Source organism: Klebsiella sp. 4_1_44FAA (assembly GCF_000238715.1).
Taxonomy (GTDB): domain Bacteria; phylum Pseudomonadota; class Gammaproteobacteria; order Enterobacterales; family Enterobacteriaceae; genus Klebsiella; species Klebsiella pneumoniae.
In genome coordinates this window covers 36,386-52,836 of record NZ_JH414804.1, presented here as the reverse complement: position 1 = coordinate 52,836, position 16,451 = coordinate 36,386, and the positions used below count along the sequence as shown (strand labels likewise).

General features: G+C 59.6%; 16 protein-coding genes. 5 read left to right on the top strand and 11 right to left on the bottom strand.

Going from position 1 to position 16,451, the window contains the following annotated elements; genetic code table 11:
- Positions 1-165 precede the first annotated feature (165 nt).
- From nrdD to HMPREF1024_RS31415, 3 genes are all read right to left on the bottom strand, one after another.
- Positions 166-2,304 (bottom strand): anaerobic ribonucleoside-triphosphate reductase, encoded by a 2,139-nt coding sequence (nrdD, locus tag HMPREF1024_RS06480; protein WP_009309308.1) that lies wholly within the window; start codon positions 2,302-2,304, stop codon positions 166-168.
- Positions 2,305-2,660: 356 nt separating this feature from the next.
- Positions 2,661-3,404: a MurR/RpiR family transcriptional regulator gene (locus tag HMPREF1024_RS06485; protein WP_002886905.1), complete on the bottom strand. Its 744-nt coding sequence runs from the start codon at positions 3,402-3,404 to the stop codon at positions 2,661-2,663.
- A gap of 2 nt (positions 3,405-3,406) precedes the next feature.
- Positions 3,407-3,580, bottom strand: a complete 174-nt coding sequence (locus HMPREF1024_RS31415) for a hypothetical protein (protein WP_032408826.1) — start codon at positions 3,578-3,580, stop codon at positions 3,407-3,409.
- 84 nt (positions 3,581-3,664) lie between these two features.
- On the opposite strand from HMPREF1024_RS31415, the gene HMPREF1024_RS06490 reads away from it, so the two are divergent.
- The 3 genes from HMPREF1024_RS06490 (at position 3,665) to celB (ending at position 6,750) form a co-directional block, all read left to right on the top strand.
- The gene (locus tag HMPREF1024_RS06490; RefSeq protein ID WP_004178377.1) at positions 3,665-3,973 is read left to right on the top strand and encodes a PTS sugar transporter subunit IIB; all 309 of its coding nucleotides are present in this window, start codon (positions 3,665-3,667) and stop codon (positions 3,971-3,973) included.
- Between the two features lie 90 nt (positions 3,974-4,063).
- Positions 4,064-5,371 carry a 6-phospho-beta-glucosidase gene (locus HMPREF1024_RS06495; RefSeq protein ID WP_009309307.1) on the top strand — a complete coding sequence of 436 codons (1,308 nt, stop codon included), beginning with the start codon at positions 4,064-4,066 and terminating at the stop codon, positions 5,369-5,371.
- A 26-nt stretch (positions 5,372-5,397) separates the two neighbouring features.
- A complete protein-coding gene (gene celB / locus HMPREF1024_RS06500) occupies positions 5,398-6,750 on the top strand; it encodes a PTS cellobiose transporter subunit IIC (RefSeq protein ID WP_009309306.1) in 1,353 nt (450 codons plus the stop codon).
- 55 nt (positions 6,751-6,805) lie between these two features.
- Here the strand turns inward: celB and treC are convergent, their stop codons facing one another.
- The 3 genes from treC to treR all read right to left on the bottom strand — a co-directional run bounded on the left by treC (position 6,806) and on the right by treR (position 11,009).
- A complete protein-coding gene (gene treC / locus HMPREF1024_RS06505) occupies positions 6,806-8,461 on the bottom strand; it encodes an alpha,alpha-phosphotrehalase (protein WP_009309305.1) in 1,656 nt (551 codons plus the stop codon).
- A 51-nt stretch (positions 8,462-8,512) separates the two neighbouring features.
- Entirely contained in the window at positions 8,513-9,931 is a 1,419-nt protein-coding gene (gene treB / locus HMPREF1024_RS06510; RefSeq protein WP_004186710.1) for a PTS trehalose transporter subunit IIBC, read from the bottom strand.
- Positions 9,932-10,061: 130 nt separating this feature from the next.
- Positions 10,062-11,009, bottom strand: a complete 948-nt coding sequence (gene treR / locus HMPREF1024_RS06515; protein WP_009309304.1) for a trehalose operon repressor TreR — start codon at positions 11,007-11,009, stop codon at positions 10,062-10,064.
- A gap of 18 nt (positions 11,010-11,027) precedes the next feature.
- On the opposite strand from treR, the gene mgtL reads away from it, so the two are divergent.
- Together mgtL and mgtA are read left to right on the top strand one after the other, a co-directional pair.
- Positions 11,028-11,243 (top strand): mgtA regulatory leader peptide MgtL, encoded by a 216-nt coding sequence (gene mgtL / locus HMPREF1024_RS32180; protein WP_219620685.1) that lies wholly within the window; start codon positions 11,028-11,030, stop codon positions 11,241-11,243.
- A 145-nt stretch (positions 11,244-11,388) separates the two neighbouring features.
- Positions 11,389-14,097 (top strand): magnesium-translocating P-type ATPase, encoded by a 2,709-nt coding sequence (mgtA, locus tag HMPREF1024_RS06520; protein ID WP_009309303.1) that lies wholly within the window; start codon positions 11,389-11,391, stop codon positions 14,095-14,097.
- Between the two features lie 73 nt (positions 14,098-14,170).
- On the opposite strand, the gene ridA is transcribed toward mgtA, so the two are convergent.
- The 5 genes from ridA to HMPREF1024_RS29190 form a co-directional block, all read right to left on the bottom strand.
- Positions 14,171-14,557, bottom strand: a complete 387-nt coding sequence (ridA, locus tag HMPREF1024_RS06525) for a 2-iminobutanoate/2-iminopropanoate deaminase (RefSeq protein ID WP_002886926.1) — start codon at positions 14,555-14,557, stop codon at positions 14,171-14,173.
- A gap of 152 nt (positions 14,558-14,709) precedes the next feature.
- Positions 14,710-15,171 carry an aspartate carbamoyltransferase regulatory subunit gene (pyrI, locus tag HMPREF1024_RS06530; RefSeq protein WP_002886927.1) on the bottom strand — a complete coding sequence of 154 codons (462 nt, stop codon included), beginning with the start codon at positions 15,169-15,171 and terminating at the stop codon, positions 14,710-14,712.
- A gap of 13 nt (positions 15,172-15,184) precedes the next feature.
- Positions 15,185-16,120: an aspartate carbamoyltransferase gene (gene pyrB, locus HMPREF1024_RS06535; RefSeq protein WP_002886928.1), complete on the bottom strand. Its 936-nt coding sequence runs from the start codon at positions 16,118-16,120 to the stop codon at positions 15,185-15,187.
- A 2-nt stretch (positions 16,121-16,122) separates the two neighbouring features.
- Positions 16,123-16,182 carry a pyrBI operon leader peptide gene (locus tag HMPREF1024_RS31985; RefSeq protein WP_227650304.1) on the bottom strand — a complete coding sequence of 20 codons (60 nt, stop codon included), beginning with the start codon at positions 16,180-16,182 and terminating at the stop codon, positions 16,123-16,125.
- Positions 16,157-16,261: a pyrBI operon leader peptide gene (locus HMPREF1024_RS29190; RefSeq protein ID WP_002886930.1), complete on the bottom strand. Its 105-nt coding sequence runs from the start codon at positions 16,259-16,261 to the stop codon at positions 16,157-16,159. The genes HMPREF1024_RS31985 and HMPREF1024_RS29190 overlap by 26 nt, the downstream gene beginning before the upstream one ends.
- Between the last annotated feature and the right edge of the window lie 190 nt (positions 16,262-16,451).

Sequence of the window (16,451 nt, the reverse complement as noted above, 5' to 3'; positions counted from 1 at the left end):
GGCGTCGCTGCGCTCGCCCGGGCTACGAAAAGCCGCATACGCGGTTGTAGCCCGGATAAGGCGCTATGCGCCGCGATCCGGGAACGGCTCCTTAGTGGCCAAACGGCTACGGGGCCGGTCCCTTCTCCCCGTTGGGGAGAGGGGGAGGGGCTAAACCAGCTGGAATTAACCAATCTGCCCATTGCCCAGGTGCTTCACGCGGCGCTTCACCTCTTCCTGCTTGCCGGCGTTGAACGGCCGCGCGTCCGGGCTGCCGAGATAACCGCACACCCGGCGGGTAACGGAAACGCGGGCGGCGTCGTGGTTACCGCATTTCGGGCAGGTAAAGCCCTTGCTGGTGCACTCGAACTCGCCGGTAAAACCGCACTCGTAGCACTCATCGATCGGCGTATTGGTCCCGTAGTACGGCACGTGCTGATAGCTGTAATCCCACACGTCTTCCAGCGCCTTGAGGTTATGCTGGATATTCGGGTACTCGCCGTAGCAAATGAACCCCCCGTTGGCCAGCGGCGGGTACGGCGCTTCGAAATCGATCTTGTCGTACGGGTTGACCTTCTTCTCCACGTCGAGGTGGAAGCTGTTGGTGTAGTAACCTTTGTCGGTTACCCCTTCCACCACGCCAAACTCGGCGGTGTCGAGACGGCAGAAGCGATCGCACAGGTTTTCGCTCGGCGTGCTGTACAGGCTAAAGCCGTAGCCGGTTTCTTCCTTCCACAAATCGACGGCGTCGCGCAGGCGCTGGACGATGGCCACGCCTTTCTCACGCAGCGCCTCGCTGTCGTACATATGCTGGTTGCCGTACAGCGCATTGATGGTTTCATGGATACCGATATAGCCCAGAGAAATGGACGCGCGGCCGTTTTTGAAGATCTCGGAGACGTCGTCGTCGGCTTTCAGCCGCACGCCGCAGGCGCCTTCCATATACAGGATCGGCGCCACGCGAGCCTTCACTCCTTCCAGGCGGGCGATACGGGTCATCAGCGCTGTACGCGCCAGCTGCAGGCGCTCGTCCAGCAGCGCCCAGAAGGCGGCTTCATCGCCTTTCGCTTCCAGGGCGATGCGCGGCAGGTTGAGACTGATCACGCCGAGGTTATTGCGTCCATCATGCACCTGCTCGCCGTTCTCGTTTTCCCATACCCCGAGGAAGCTGCGGCAGCCCATCGGCGTTTTAAAGGACCCGGTGACTTTCACCACCTGATCGTAGTTGAGGATATCCGGGTACATGCGCTTGCTGGCGCACTCCAGCGCCAGCTGTTTGATGTCGTAGTTCGGGTCGCCGAACTTATGGTTCAGGCCGTCGCGGATCGCGAACACCAGTTTCGGGAACACCGCGGTTTTGCGATTTTTACCGAGGCCGGCAATGCGGTTGCGCAGAATCGACTGCTGGATCAGCCGCGATTCCCAGCTGGTGCCAAGGCCGAACCCGAAGGTGACGAACGGCGTCTGGCCGTTGGCGGTATGCAGTGTGTTGACCTCATACTCCAGCGACTGGAAGGCGTCGTAGCACTCTTTTTCGGTACGGGCGCGGGCATAGCCTTCGGCATCCGGGATCTGCCACTCTTCGGCGATTTTGCGATGCTTTTTGAAGCTTTCGCTGACGAACGGCGCCAGCACTTCATCGATGCGGTTGATGGTGGTGCCGCCGTAAATATGGCTGGCGACCTGGGCGATGATCTGCGCCGTCACCGCGGTGGCGGTAGAGATAGACTTCGGCGGCTCGATCTCCGCGTTGCCCATCTTAAAGCCCTGGGTCAGCATGCCTTTCAGGTCGATCAGCATGCAGTTGAACATCGGGAAGAAGGGCGAGTAATCGAGGTCATGATAGTGGATCATGCCGCGTTCGTGAGCCATCACCACATCGTGGGGCAGCAGGTGCTGCCGGGCGTAGTGCTTGGCGACGATCCCGGCCAGCAGGTCGCGCTGGGTCGGGATGACTTTACTGTCCTTGTTGGCGTTCTCGTTGAGCAGCGCGGAGTTGGTCTGCTCGACGAGGCCGCGGATCTCCTGATTGAGACGGCCGCGCTTCTCACGCTGGCTATCGCGGTCATGGCGATACTCAATGTAGGCGCGCGCCAGCTGCTTATAGGGGCCGGACATCAGCTGGTTTTCCACCGCGGTCTGGATCTCGTTGATGTCGACCTGGGCGCGGCCCTGCATTTGTTGGCTAACGACTTCTGCGACGGTGGCGCAATAGTCTGCGTCATCGACTCCCGCTGCTTTAGCTGCACGCAGAATTGCTTCCTGAATGCGCTCTGAGTTGAACGGCACTTTACAGCCATCACGTTTCATCACATGCGGTGTCATGATCACTCCATATATAGAACAGGTTATCCACAGAGGCGGAGGTTATCCCGAAGGCGCTGCACGCTACGGCTCGTGCTGTTTACCTTCGGATCCGGCCCGTTTTATCCACATCTCATCACCGCCAGACATCGACAAGATATGGTGACATAATAGACGATTAATACAACATGTTGGGCCGAGGCGCATTTTAAGTTCTATATGTAGTGATTTGCATCAAAGATGTTTGCGATTTTATTGACCCAGAACAAGGTAAAAAGGTGAGAGTACGGATGATGGGCGCTGGCGATAAATGTAAATTTAGACGCTTAAAATATAAGCAAAAATCGAGCCCGTTCACGCATGAAACGGGCAAATATTCAGGCAATCAACGTATCGTTAAGCAGATCGACCAGCAGTAGCAGGGCATAGCGAGCCTGCTGCGGGTCAGCGGGCAGCGGCAGGATGGCGCTGGCCATATCGCCAAGGGCGTGCTGTTCCGGCGTCAGAGCAATAATGGTCACTCCCTGCGTGCGCGCCTGCAAGGTGGCGCTTTGCAACACAGGGTTGGCCTCGGCAGTGGCCAGCACCAGCAGCAGATGATCGTCATTGAGGGTGCTGGCGGTCAGCCGCATCAGCGCCGCATCCTGACAGAGATTAATCGCGATGCCGGAGGGCAGTAGCTGATGCTGGAGCAGCGCGGCCAGCGTCACGTCCTGGGCGCCAAGGGCGAAGCAGTGTACCGCACGGGCGCTCAGCAGGCGCGATTTACACTTTTCCACCGCCGCTTCCGCGGTATGGCCGAGCTGACGAGTTAGGGTAACGCCAAGGCTGCTAAGTTTGTCGCGCCAGGCGACGGGCAGGGCGGCGCTGTCCGGCGTAAGCCAGCTGGCGCGCCGTTCGCTGGCCTGCGCCAGCTGTTTACGCAGATCACGAATATCATCGCAGCCCACTGAGCGGGCGAAGCGGGTAATGGTGGCAGGGCTGACCCCCGCGCTGGCTGCCAGCTCGTCAATAGAGGCGCTGGCGGTAAAGCTTAGATTTTGTAGAATAAAGGTGGCGACGCGCGACTCCTGGGCACTAAAGCGGCGCATTCCTTCCTGCAGCTGACCTACGATATCCATCCTCATGTTCCCTTTGGCAAAACCCGCATTTGAAAATATTTTTCAATTATCGACTGTCTCTCTTTATAGCACCCACGCCGCATATTTCCTATGGTCAGAGCAGTAAAGGGTGACACCCTGGCGATAAAAATGCGCAAAAATTGAGCCTCGATCACATCGGTGAAAATTATTTTCATATAGCCTTCACTATCACACAATATTAACAATATAGTCGTCCAGGCCCTGAGGGCTGAAGCGATAACACGTAAAGGGGAAGCGCAATGCCACGAATCGTACTCTGTTGTGCCGCAGGCATGTCGACCAGCATGCTGGTGAACAAAATGAAAGCAGAAGCCCAGCAGCGTGCGCTGGCGCTGGAAATCTATGCGGTGGCGGTGGCGGAATTTGAACGTGAATTGCCACACGCCGACGTCATCCTGCTTGGGCCGCAGGTTAAATATGAAGCCGGGCGCCTGGCCGCGCTGGCCGCGCCGCAGGGCAAGGCGGTGGCGGTGATCGATATGGCTGACTACGGCATGATGCGCGGCGCCGCGGTGTTGGATAAAGCGCTAGCCCTGCTCGAACACTAATTTTCTCATCCCGTTTTTCATCATCATCACGTGCGGTCCTGGCGATCGCGCGCGGCGCTCTGTATGCCGAAAATCCGAAAAGAGGACACTATGCAAGCACTGAAAATTGCCGTTATCGGCGGCGGCAGCAGCTACACGCCGGAGCTTATTGAAGGGATTATCGTTCGTTACGAGCAGCTTCCGGTCACAGAGCTGGCGCTGGTAGATGTCGAATCCGGCCGGGAAAAGGTGGAGATCATCGCCGCGCTGACCCGGCGGATGCTGAAACATAAAGGGCTGGAGCAGGTGGCGGTCAGCGTCCACTTTACGCTCGATGAGGCCATCCGCGGCGCCAGCTTTGTGCTGACCCAACTGCGTGTCGGACAGCTGGCGGCGCGCGCCGCCGATGAGCGGCTGGGTCTCAAGTACCACCTGCTGGGCCAGGAGACCACCGGCGTCGGCGGTTTTGCCAAGGCGCTGCGGACGATCCCGGTGATCCTTGAGGTGGCGCGCAAAGTGGAACAGCTGGCGCCGGAAGCGTTCATTCTCAACTTTACTAATCCGACGGGGATCGTCACCGAGGCGGTCAGCCGCTACAGCACGGCGAAGATCATCGGCCTGTGCAACGTGCCGATCAATATGCAGCACATGATCGTCGGGATGCTGGGCGCCCAGGAGTCCGAAGTAAAACTGCGCTTTGCCGGGCTCAACCATATGGTTTGGGTGCATAAGGTGCTACAGGGGCGCGAGGATGTCACCGGCAAGGTGATCGACATGCTGTGCGACGGTAAGGCGCTGTCGATGAACAACATTAAAGAGCTGCCGTGGCCGGCGGAATTCCTGCGCGCGCTGAAGGCGATTCCGTGCCCCTATCATCGCTATTTTTGGCTGACGCCGGCGATGCTGGCGGAAGAGATCGCCGCGGCGAAAACCAAGGGCACCCGCGCCGAACAGGTGATGAAAGTCGAGCAGGAGCTGTTTGCGCTGTACGCCGACCCGCAGCTGGAAGAAAAACCGGAGCAACTGAGCTTTCGCGGCGGCGCCTACTACTCGGAGGTGGCCGTCGAGCTTATCAACGCGATCTACAACAACCTGGGCGCGGAGATGGTGGTGAATACCCGCAACAACGGCGCGATTCATGGCCTGGATGATGATGCGGTGGTGGAAACCAACAGCATTATTGATGCGCAAGGGGCGCGGCCGCTGGCGTTCGGCCCGCTGCCGCCGGCGATGAACGGCCTGACCCAGCAGGTGAAAGCCTTCGAGCGGTTGACGATTGAAGCCGCGGTACACGGCTGTCGCGAAAGCGCACTGCTGGCGCTGGTGACCAACCCGCTGGTCGGTAACGTCACCGATGCCCAGGCGCTGCTGGATGAAGTATTAACCATCAACCGTCAATGGCTGACGCAATTTAACTGACCGCTATTTCCCCTCGGGAGCACACCATGTCGAATACAAGCTGGATTGAACGTTACGTCATGCCGGCGGCGCTGAGAATCGCCGGGCAAAAGCACGTCCTGTCGGTGCGCGACGGCATCATTCTCAATATGCCGTTTATGTTGATTGGCTCATTCTTCCTGATTTTCGCCTACCTGCCGATCCCCGGCTATGCCGATATGATGAGCGGCCTGTTTGGCGAGGTCTGGCGCGATAAAATGCTGTACCCGGTGAAAGCGACCTACGACATTATGGCGCTGATTTCCAGCTTCGGCATCGCCTACCGGCTGGCGGAGAAGTATCGCACTCTCGATCCGCTGAGCGCTGGAGCGATGTCGCTGGTGGCCTTCATGATGACGATCCCGCAGAACACGCTGTTTACGCCGGTACACGGCGCGGCGGAGGTGATTAAAGGGGTGATCCCAGTGAGCATGGTCGGCAGCCAGGGGCTGTTTGTCGCCATTGTCATTTCGCTGCTGTCGACGGAGATTTATCGTTTGGTCGCCAGCCGCAATCTCGTTATCCGCATGCCGGACGGCGTGCCGCCGGCAGTGGCGAAATCTTTCCTCGCCCTGATCCCCGGCTTCTGTGTTCTGGCGGTGGTGCTGGCGCTGCGCCTGGCGGTTGAGGCCTCGCCGTTCGGCGACATCAACAGCATGATCGCCACTTTGATCGGTATTCCGATGCATCACGTCGGCGGTACGCTGCCGGGCATGATTATTTCAGTCATTTTGATTGGTATTTTGTGGACCCTGGGCCTGCACGGCGACGCGATTGTGCTGGTATTTATTCAGCCGGTGTGGCTGTCGAATATGTCCGAGAACCTGACGGCCTTCCAGAACGGCCAGCCGATCCCGCATATCATTACCCAGCAATTTTACGACCTGTGGATTGCCCCCGGAGGTACCGGCGCGCTGCTGGGGCTGGTGATTTTTATGTTGCTGCGTAGCCGTAGCCAGCAGATGAAGCAGCTGGGGAAAATTGCCGCGCCCGGGGCATTGTTTAACATCAGCGAGCCGATGGTGTTTGGCATCCCGCTGGTGATGAACCCGTACTTTTTCCTGCCGTTTATTTTAACGCCGGTGCTGCTGGTGATCGTGTCCTATACCGCGATGGCGACCGGGCTGGTGGCGCCGCCCGCCGGAATCGCGCTGCCGTTCACCACGCCGATCTTCATCAGCGGCTATCTGGCGACCGGAGGGCATATCTCCGGCACGGTGCTGCAGGTGGTGAATTTAGCGATTTCGCTGGTGGTCTACTATCCGTTCTTCTGCGCCTGGGATCGGCTAAAGGCAAAAGAAGAGCACGCCTCGGCGCAACCCCAAGCGAGCGCTGCGATTGCTGATGCCGACCGCGCATAACTTCCAGCCTGACGAATCGTAGCCCCGGTGAGCGTTGCGCCACCGGGGAAAAGCGTTATCCCTGCAGCCACCATATCGCTTCGAACGGCCGCAGCGTCAGCCCGGTCGGGCGCGGGGTGGTCTCGGCATAGTTGCTGATGATCATCTTCCACTCGCCCGGGGCCTCAGCGGGCTGCCAGGCCTGCAGCTCGCGGCTCAGGTTAGCGGCGACTACCAGCGTTTGCCCCTGCCACTGACGACGATAGCACCACAGCGACGGATGCTCCGGCAGCAGATCCTCGTAATCACCCCAGGTCAGTAGCGGCAGGGTTTTACGCAGCGTAATCAGCTGCTGATAGGTATAAAACACCGAATCGGGGTCCGCCAGCGCCGCCTCGACGTTGATCTCCTGGTAATTATCGCCAAGGCCGATCCACGGCTCACCGTCGCTGAAGCCACCGTTCTCGCCGGCGTGCCACGGCATCGGCGTGCGGCTGTTGTCGCGCGACTTGCTGGCGAGGATCGCCAGCAGTTCGTCCGGGCTTTGCCCCTGCGCCGCACGTTCGATAAACATATTGTGGCTTTCGACGTCACGGTAATCGCTGATGCTGCTGAAGTGCGGATTGGTCATGCCGATCTCTTCGCCCTGGTAGATATAGGGCGTGCCCTGCATGCCGTACAGCACCATCGCCAGCATCTTCGCCGCCGTCACCCGGTACTCGCCTTCGTCGCCAAAGCGCGACACGATGCGCGGCTGATCGTGGTTACACCAGAACAGCGCGTTCCACGCCCGATTGTGCATTCCCCGCTGCCAGTGGCGGAACAGCGCCTTCAGCGCCACATAGTCCGGGCGGGCGAGGGTCCATTTCTCTCCGCCGGGATAATCGACCTTTAAGTGGTGGAAGTTAAAGGTCATCGACAGCTCGCGGCCGTCCAGCGCGGCGTACTGCTGGCAGTGCTCCAGCGAGGTGGAGGACATCTCGCCGACGGTCATCAGGTTACGCGGGGTGAAGACATCGCGGCTCATCTCCTGCAGGAACTCATGCACCCGCGGGCCGTCGGTATAGAAGCGGCGGCCATCCCCGTCCAGATCGCAGGGAAAGGTCTGGTCTTTTGAGATCAGGTTGACCACGTCGAGGCGCAGACCGTCGACGCCGCGGTCAGCCCAGAATTCGCAGACCTTTTTCAGCTCGGCGCGCACCGCCGGATTCTCCCAGTTGAGATCCGCCTGCTCAATGGCGAACAGGTGCAGATAATACTGCCCGCTGTCGGCGTGCCACTGCCAGGCGTTACCGCCAAATTTGGAGCGCCAGTTGTTCGGCAGGGCGTCCGGTTCGCCATCGCGCCAGATATAGAACTGGCGGTAGGGACTCTCCTTATTCAGCGACTGACGGAACCATTCATGTTCGGTCGACGTGTGGTTCAGCACCATATCCAGCACGATACGGATGCCGCGGGCCTTTGCCTCCGTCACCAGGGCGTCAAAGTCGGCCATCGTGCCGTAGGAGGGATCGATGGCGGTGTAGTTCGCCACGTCGTAGCCGTTATCTACCTGCGGTGAGACGTAGAACGGCGTCAGCCAGATGGCGTCGACCCCAAGCTTTTGCAGATAGTCGAGGCGGGAGGTGACGCCGCGCAGGTCGCCGGTACCGCTGCCGGTGGTATCCTGAAAACTCTTCGGATAGATTTGATAAATAACGCCGTTTTGCCACCAGTGGGGGAGATGATTCATAGTACTTTCCTGCTGCAACGAGGGGCGCCAAAGGCGCCCCGAAAGAAGAAGTTAGACAATCTGCAAGGTGCCCTGACGGTACTTGCGCTGATACACCACGCTGGTGAGGATAATTGGCACCACCACCGCGATAGCCATCGCCATGGCGTACACCTGCCAGTAGGTAGGCTGGATGGAGAGGATCCCCGGCAGGCCGCCGACGCCGATGCCGTTCGCCAGCACGCCGTTCAGGCCGCACAGCAGGCCGGCGAGGCCAGAGCCAATCATTGCGCACAGCATCGGGAAGCGGTATTTCAGGTTGATACCGTACATCGCTGGCTCGGTGACCCCGAGATAGGCGGAGATCGCCGCCGGTACCGAGATTTCACGTTCATTCTGCTTGCGGCTGGCGATGATGATGCCGACCACCGCCGACGCCTGGGCAATATTTGACAGCGCAATCAGCGGCCACACCGGGGTGCCGCCCATGCTCTGGATCATCTGCATATCGATAGCGAGGGTGGTCTGGTGGACACCGGTAATCACCAGCGGCGCGTAGAGGAAGCCGAACAGCGCGGCGCCGATCGGCGCGAAGCTGCCGGTTAACAGATGGCGTACCGCGAAGGCCACGCCGTCGCCGATCAGGCGGCCGAACGGACCGATAATGGCGTGCGCGAGGAACACCGCGAGGATCAGCGAGCAGACCGGGACAATCACCAGGTAGAGGTAGTCAGGCACGATGCGCTTGAGGCGCGTCTCGATAAAGCCTAAGGCCAGGCCAGCCAGCAGGGCCGGGATCACCTGCGCCTGGTAGCCGACTTTGGCAATGGTAAACAGGCCGAAGTTCCACACCTCCGGCACCTGCTGGCCGAGGAGATAGGCGTTCATCAGCTGCGGGGAGACGAGGGTGACGCCAAGGACGATCCCGAGGATCGGCGTGCCGCCCATCTTCTTCACCGCTGACCAGCAGATCCCCACCGGCAGATAGAAGAAGATCGCCTCGCCAATCAGCCACAGGAAGTCATAGATGGTTTTCAGCGACGGGTGCATCTGGGCCAGCGTCTGGCCATTGCTCATGGGCAGGTCGCCGATAACGTTGCGGAAACCGAGGATCAGACCGCCGCTAATCAGGGCCGGCAGCAGGGGAAAGAAGATCTCGGCGAAGTGCGAGATTAACTGTTCATGCCACTTCATATTTTGCCGCGCGGCCTGCTTGACCTGCTCTTTGTCGGCGGAGGTCTGGCCGGTGGTCGCCAGCAGGGCCTTGTAGTAATCGCCCACCTCGGTGCCGATGACCACCTGGAACTGGCCGGCGTTAGTGAAGCATCCCTTCACCATGCGCAGCTGCTCAATCTCTTTTGGTCTGGCGATGGCCGGGTCGTTCAGCACAAAGCGCAAACGGGTAATACAGTGGCTGACGGTGGCGATGTTACCGCGCCCGCCCACCAGTTCGATCAGTTTATCGATGTCCTGCTGGTTTACTTTGCTCATGATGAAGCCTCAAAAACAGAGGGGAGAGATGCCGTTTTTACCTTGAGGGCATCCTAACCGTTCCGCTTAATTTGCAAAATGGGAACGTTCCCGAAACCCGGCGACGATCACATAAATCGCCCGAGCGAGATTAATTGAGGGCGGCGGGAATCACGATCTGGCGGGGATCGACGCTGCCGGCGATCTGCTCGATCAACTGCCGGGCGGCCCGGCGTCCGGACTCGGCATAGCCCGGATCGACGGTCAAGATTTCCGGGTGGAGAAACTTCATCAGCGGCGTGCTGCCGACGCTGGCGAGCTGCAGCGCATCGCGACCCTGCTGCTGGAGGTACTTGCTGGCGCCGAGGGCGAGGGTATCCGTCGCGCAGACCAGGGCGCTGGTTTCGGCCGTCAGCACGCTGGCGACGGTGTCATATCCCTGCTTCATGCCCAGCCCCGGCAGGGCGGCGGTGGGCGTCAGACGATGCTTTTTACAGAAGGCGAGGTAGGCCAGATGGCGGCGTTCGCCGGTGGTGACGTCGCTGTGCGGTACGCCAAGAAAACTGATGTGGCGGTGTCCGCGCTCGTAGAGCCGCTGCATCAGCAGCGTGATGGCCCCCTCGTCGTCATAGCACACCGAGGCGAAGCCGGGAGCGTCGCGGGCCATCAGCACCAGGGTGTCGCGCCAGGGGGCGAGCATCGCTTCGTCGATGCCGGTAAAACCGAACAGCACCACGCCGTCAATATTGCGCCGGGCGAGCATGCCGAGATGCTCCTCCACCAACGCCGGGGAGAACTGGCTCTCCATCATAATCGGATCGTAACCCTGCTCATAAAAGGCGGGCAGCATGGTCTGCACGGCAAGGTTTTCCGACAGCGAATCGAGACGGGTGACGATAATCGCCACCACTTTATCGCTCTGGCCGCGCATGGCGCGGGCGGAACGGGAGGGCGAGAAACCGTGCTGCTGCATCACCGCTTCGACGCGCTCGCGGGTCCGTTCGCTGACCCCGCTCTCGTTGTTAAGGACGCGGGATACCGTCGATTTCCCTACGCCGCTTAAGCGCGCGATATCTTTGATGGTCAGCCGGTTCTGCATGCGGAATTCTCGTCAGGGATGGTAGAAGTGAGCCTAATGCTACTCAACCAAACCGCAATGAGCAAAGTCTGGTTTACGTTCGGTTTAGTTGCGAGGGTTTATCATCGCCATTATTGCCACACAATCCTCAGCGAGGGCGCTATAATTCGCGCCGTTTATATTCACTTACCGGAGATAGTTATGGACCCCGATCCCACTCCTCATCCTCGATGGAGCAACCTTTCTTTCCGGTAAGCCTGTTTAACACTGCTTTACCGGAAAGCGTAAAGCAGTGACGTCCTTGATGTCCCTGCCATAAAAATAACATGCCTGACAGGTAGGTTTTGCTACGCCCGTCGGCAACGCTGCGTTCGCTTTGGCGAGCGCGGAGGGACTGTTTATGCTGAAAAATTATACCCGGCAGCTGTTCGCGCAGCTTAGCCGCCATCTGCCACGTCGTTTAGTCCAGCGCGATCCGCTGCCGGACGCCCGCCATCTGGCGAGTGGCCCCATTCCTGAATCGCTTGGTCAGCATTGCCTGAACGTGGCGGCGATGGACGACCAGGAGATCTGGCGCGCCTTTGACAGCCACCCTGAAGGGCTCAATGAAGGCGAAGTGGCGGCGAAAATCCTCAAACATGGTGACAACCAGATCCCGGCGCAGAAGCCCTCCCCGTGGTGGGTGCATCTGTGGACCTGCTATCGCAACCCGTTCAACTTGCTGCTGACCGTGCTCGGCATCGTCTCCTATTCCACCGAGGATCTGTTCGCCGCCGGGGTTATCGCCCTGATGGTGGGGATCTCGACATTGCTCAATTTCATCCAGGAGGCGCGCTCGACCAAAGCGGCGGATGCGCTGAAGGCGATGGTGAGCAACACCGCCACCGTGCTGCGGGTGGTGAACGAGCAGGGGGAGAGCCGCTGGCTGGAGCTGCCTATCGACCAGCTGGTGCCGGGCGACATTATCCGGTTGTCGGCGGGGGATATGATCCCGGCGGACCTGCGTATCCTGCAGGCGCGGGATCTGTTCGTCGCCCAGGCCTCGCTGACCGGCGAATCGCTGCCGGTGGAGAAAGTGGCTCGCAGCCGCGATCCGCTGCAGCAAAACCCGCTGGAGTGCGACACCCTGTGCTTTATGGGCACCAACGTGGTGAGCGGCTCGGCGCAGGCCATCGTCTTCGCCACCGGCGGCCGCACCTGGTTTGGCCAGCTGGCCGGCCGCGTCAGTGAACAGGAGAGCGAGCCGAACGCCTTTCAGAAGGGCATCAGCCGGGTCAGCATGCTGCTGATCCGCTTTATGCTGGTGATGGCCCCGGTGGTGCTGCTGATCAATGGCTACACCAAAGGCGACTGGTGGGAGGCGGCGCTATTCGCGCTGTCGGTGGCGGTCGGCTTGACGCCGGAGATGCTGCCGATGATCGTCACTTCGACGCTGGCGCGCGGGGCGGTGAAGCTGTCGAAGCAAAAGGTCATCGTGAAGCACCTCGACGCCATTCAGAATTTCGGCGCGATGGACATCCTCTGCACTGATAAAACCGGCACCCTGACCCAGGATAAGATTGTGCTGGAGAACCATACCGACGTCTCCGGCAAGGTCTGCGAGCGGGTACTGCATGCCGCCTGGCTCAACAGCCACTACCAGACCGGCCTGAAAAACCTGCTCGACACCGCGGTGCTGGACGGGGTTGAGCTGGATGCCGCCCGCGGGCTGGCGGAACGCTGGCAGAAGGTGGATGAGATACCCTTCGACTTCGAACGCCGCCGCATGTCGGTGGTGGTGAAGGAGGATGACGCCGCGCATCAGCTGATCTGCAAAGGGGCGCTGCAGGAGATCCTCAACGTCTCGACCCAGGTGCGCTACAACGGCGATATCGTACCGCTGGACGACACCATGCTGCGCCGCATTCGCCGGGTGACCGATACCCTCAACCGACAGGGGCTACGGGTGGTGGCGGTGGCGACCAAATACCTGCCGGCCCGCGAAGGCGACTACCAGCGCGCCGATGAGTCGGACCTGATCCTTGAAGGTTACATCGCCTTCCTCGATCCGCCGAAAGAGACCACCGCCCCGGCGCTGAAGGCGCTGAAGGCCAGCGGCATCACGGTGAAGATCCTCACCGGCGACAGCGAGCTGGTGGCGGCGAAGGTGTGCCATGAAGTGGGACTGGATGCTGGCGAAGTGGTGATTGGCAGCCAGATCGAAGCCATGAGCGACGACGAACTGGCGGCGCTGGCCAAACGCACCACGCTGTTCGCCCGCCTGGCGCCGCTGCATAAAGAGCGTATCGTGACGCTGCTCAAGCGTGAAGGTCACGTGGTGGGCTTTATGGGCGACGGCATCAACGACGCCCCGGCGCTGCGCGCGGCGGATATCGGCATCTCGGTCGACGGCGCGGTGGATATCGCCCGCGAGGCGGCGGATATCATTCTGCTGGAGAAGAGCCTGATGGTGCTGGAGGAGGGGGTAATCGAAGGCCGCCGCACCTTCGCCAACATGCTCAAGTACATCAAAATGACCGCCAGCTCCAACTTCGGCAACGTCTTCAGCGTGCTGGTGGCCAGCGCCTTCCTGCCGTTTCTGCCGATGCTGCCGCTGCACCTGTTGATTCAGAACCTGCTGTACGATGTTTCCCAGGTGGCGATCCCGTTTGATAACGTCGATGATGAGCAGATCCGCAAGCCGCAGCGCTGGAACCCGGCCGATCTCGGGCGCTTTATGGTCTTCTTTGGACCGATCAGCTCGATTTTCGATATCCTCACCTTCGGCCTGATGTGGTGGGTGTTCCACGCCAATACCGTGGAGATGCAGACCCTGTTCCAGTCCGGCTGGTTTATCGAAGGGCTGCTGTCGCAAACGCTGATTGTGCACATGATCCGCACCCGGCGCATTCCGTTCGTTCAGAGCCGGGCCGCCTGGCCGCTGTTCGCCATGACCCTGGTGGTGATGGCGGTGGGTATCGCGCTGCCGTTCTCGCCGCTGGCTAGCTACCTGCAGCTGCAGGCCCTGCCGCTGAGCTACTTCCCATGGCTGGTAGCGATCCTGGCGGGCTATATGGTGCTGACCCAGGCCGTGAAGGGCTTCTACAGCCGCCGCTACGGCTGGCAGTGAGGGACGCGTTTTCGGATGAACCACGTAAAAAAGGCAGCCTGCGGGCTGCCTTTTTTCATGCCGAGGTTAGCGATCAGCGACGCACGGCGATGGCTTCGATCTCGATCTTCACGTCTTTCGGCAGACGTGCGACTTCAACGCAGGAGCGCGCCGGGAAGGTGGCGTTATGCTCGGTGAAGAACGCTTCGTAAGTGGCGTTAACGGTAGCGAAATCGTTGAGATCTTTGACGAATACGGTGGTCTTGACGATATCACCGACGGTGAGGCCTGCGGCTTCAACGATCGCTTTCACGTTGTTCAGCGACTGGCGCGCCTGCGCGGACACGTCTTCCGGGACGCTGCCGGTTTTCGGGTCGACCGGGATCTGGCCAGAGGTGATGATCATGCTGCCGAGGTCAACGCCCTGAACGTAGGGGCCAATCGCCGCTGGTGCATTTTCCGTCGCAATAGTTTTGCTCATGTTATCTCCAGATGAACTGAGTAATGTTACGCAAAATCATTCAGGTTGCCGCCAGGCGGTAAGCGCTGCATCGCCGGCGCAGACGCCGCCTGAAGGACGAAGCGTAGGGTGGTAGCCATTATAGGGAGGCCTACCACCAATACCAACCGCATTTAGTTGGCCAGCACCACATAATGAGAAAACTCTTTTTCGCAGTATTTGCATTTGAGTGCGATGTCATCAGCGCGTTTTTTCACTGCAAAACTGGAAGAAACCGGTTCGGCGTGGCTGATACAGTTGCTGTTCGGGCAGACCAGCACGCTGTCGATACGATCCGGCAGGCTCGGGCGGGATTTGCCCACCACTTCGTAATCATCAATGCGGTTTACCGTCGCCTGCGGGGCGTACAGCGACAGCTGGTTAACCTGCTCGTCGGTCAGGAAGGTGTTCTCGATTTTAATCAAATCCTTGCGGCCCATCTCGCCGGAGGGCAGGTTCAGGCCGATGGTGATGCGCTGGTCGGTTTCGGTCAGTTTGAACAGGGTGAGCAGCTTAAAGCCGACCTGCGCCGGGATATGGTCAATCACGGTGCCGCGTTTGATCGCTTCTACCTGCAGTTTATTGTCGTGTGTCATCTCTCATTCCCCCTTACAGTGCCAGCTCGCTATTCAGTACCAGTGCCAGTAACGCCTGGCGGGCGAAGATGCCGTTACCGGCCTGCTGGAAGTACCAGGCGTGCGGTGTTTTATCGACATCGGTGGTGATTTCGTCAATGCGCGGCAGCGGGTGCAGCACCTTCATATTGGCGCGCGCCCCTTCGAGGTCGGCGGCGCGCAGGACGAACTGCGCTTTGACGTTGGCGTATTCCGACGGATCCAGACGCTCTTTCTGCACGCGGGTCATGTACAGAATATCCACTTCCGCCATCACGTCGTCGATGGCGCTATGCAGGCTCCAGGCGATGCCTTTTTCATCGAGCATATCGAGGATGTACTGCGGCATGGCCAGCGCGTCCGGGGCGATGAAGTAGAAGCGGTTGCCGTTGAATTTGGCCAGCGCCTGGGTCAGGGAGTGGACGGTACGGCCATACTTCAGATCGCCGACCATCGCCACGTTGAGGTTTTCGAGGCGGCCCTGGGTCTCCTGAATGGTGAACAGGTCGAGCAGGGTTTGGGTCGGGTGCTGGTTAGCGCCGTCGCCGGCGTTCAGTACCGGCACGCCGCCGGAGAATTCGGTCGCCAGGCGCGCGGCGCCCTCCTGCGGATGACGCATCACGATGGCGTCGACGTAGGTGCTGATGACGGAGATGGTATCCGCCAGCGTTTCCCCTTTTTTGCCCAGTGAGGTGTTGGCGCTGTCGGAAAAGCCGACCACGCTGGCGCCCAGGCGGTGCATCGAGGTTTCAAAAGAGAGGCGGGTGCGGGTCGAGGCTTCAAAGAAGCAGCTGGCGATAACCTTATGCTTCAGCAGCTCGGGTTGTGGATTGGCTTTCAGCTTTGCCGCCGTCGCCAGCACCAGTTCGAGGTCTTCGCGGCTGAGATCGTTTATGGAAATGATATGTTTTTGATATAGCGGGTTAGCCATGCTTATCTCCTGACGCCTGGGCAAAAAAAAAGCCCCTTAAATAAGGGGCTTCGGGAATCCAATGAGCAACGGAAAGAAAAACGGCAGGCCAGCGTCTGCATTGAGACGCGCTAAGACAGAATGTCGTACGCAATTGGCCATGCTTCCTCCCGGCAAAACGACTGGCATTATACGCAGACCGTTATGACGATCAAGCGATTCATTCACAAACAGGTAATCGTTTGCCTGTCGAAAAGTGCGCCAGCGCAAAGAAGCGTGAAACTGTACTGGTATGGCAGCGGTGATGGGGGTATAAAACAAAGAAATGAAATGCTGTTTTATATTTGAGGTA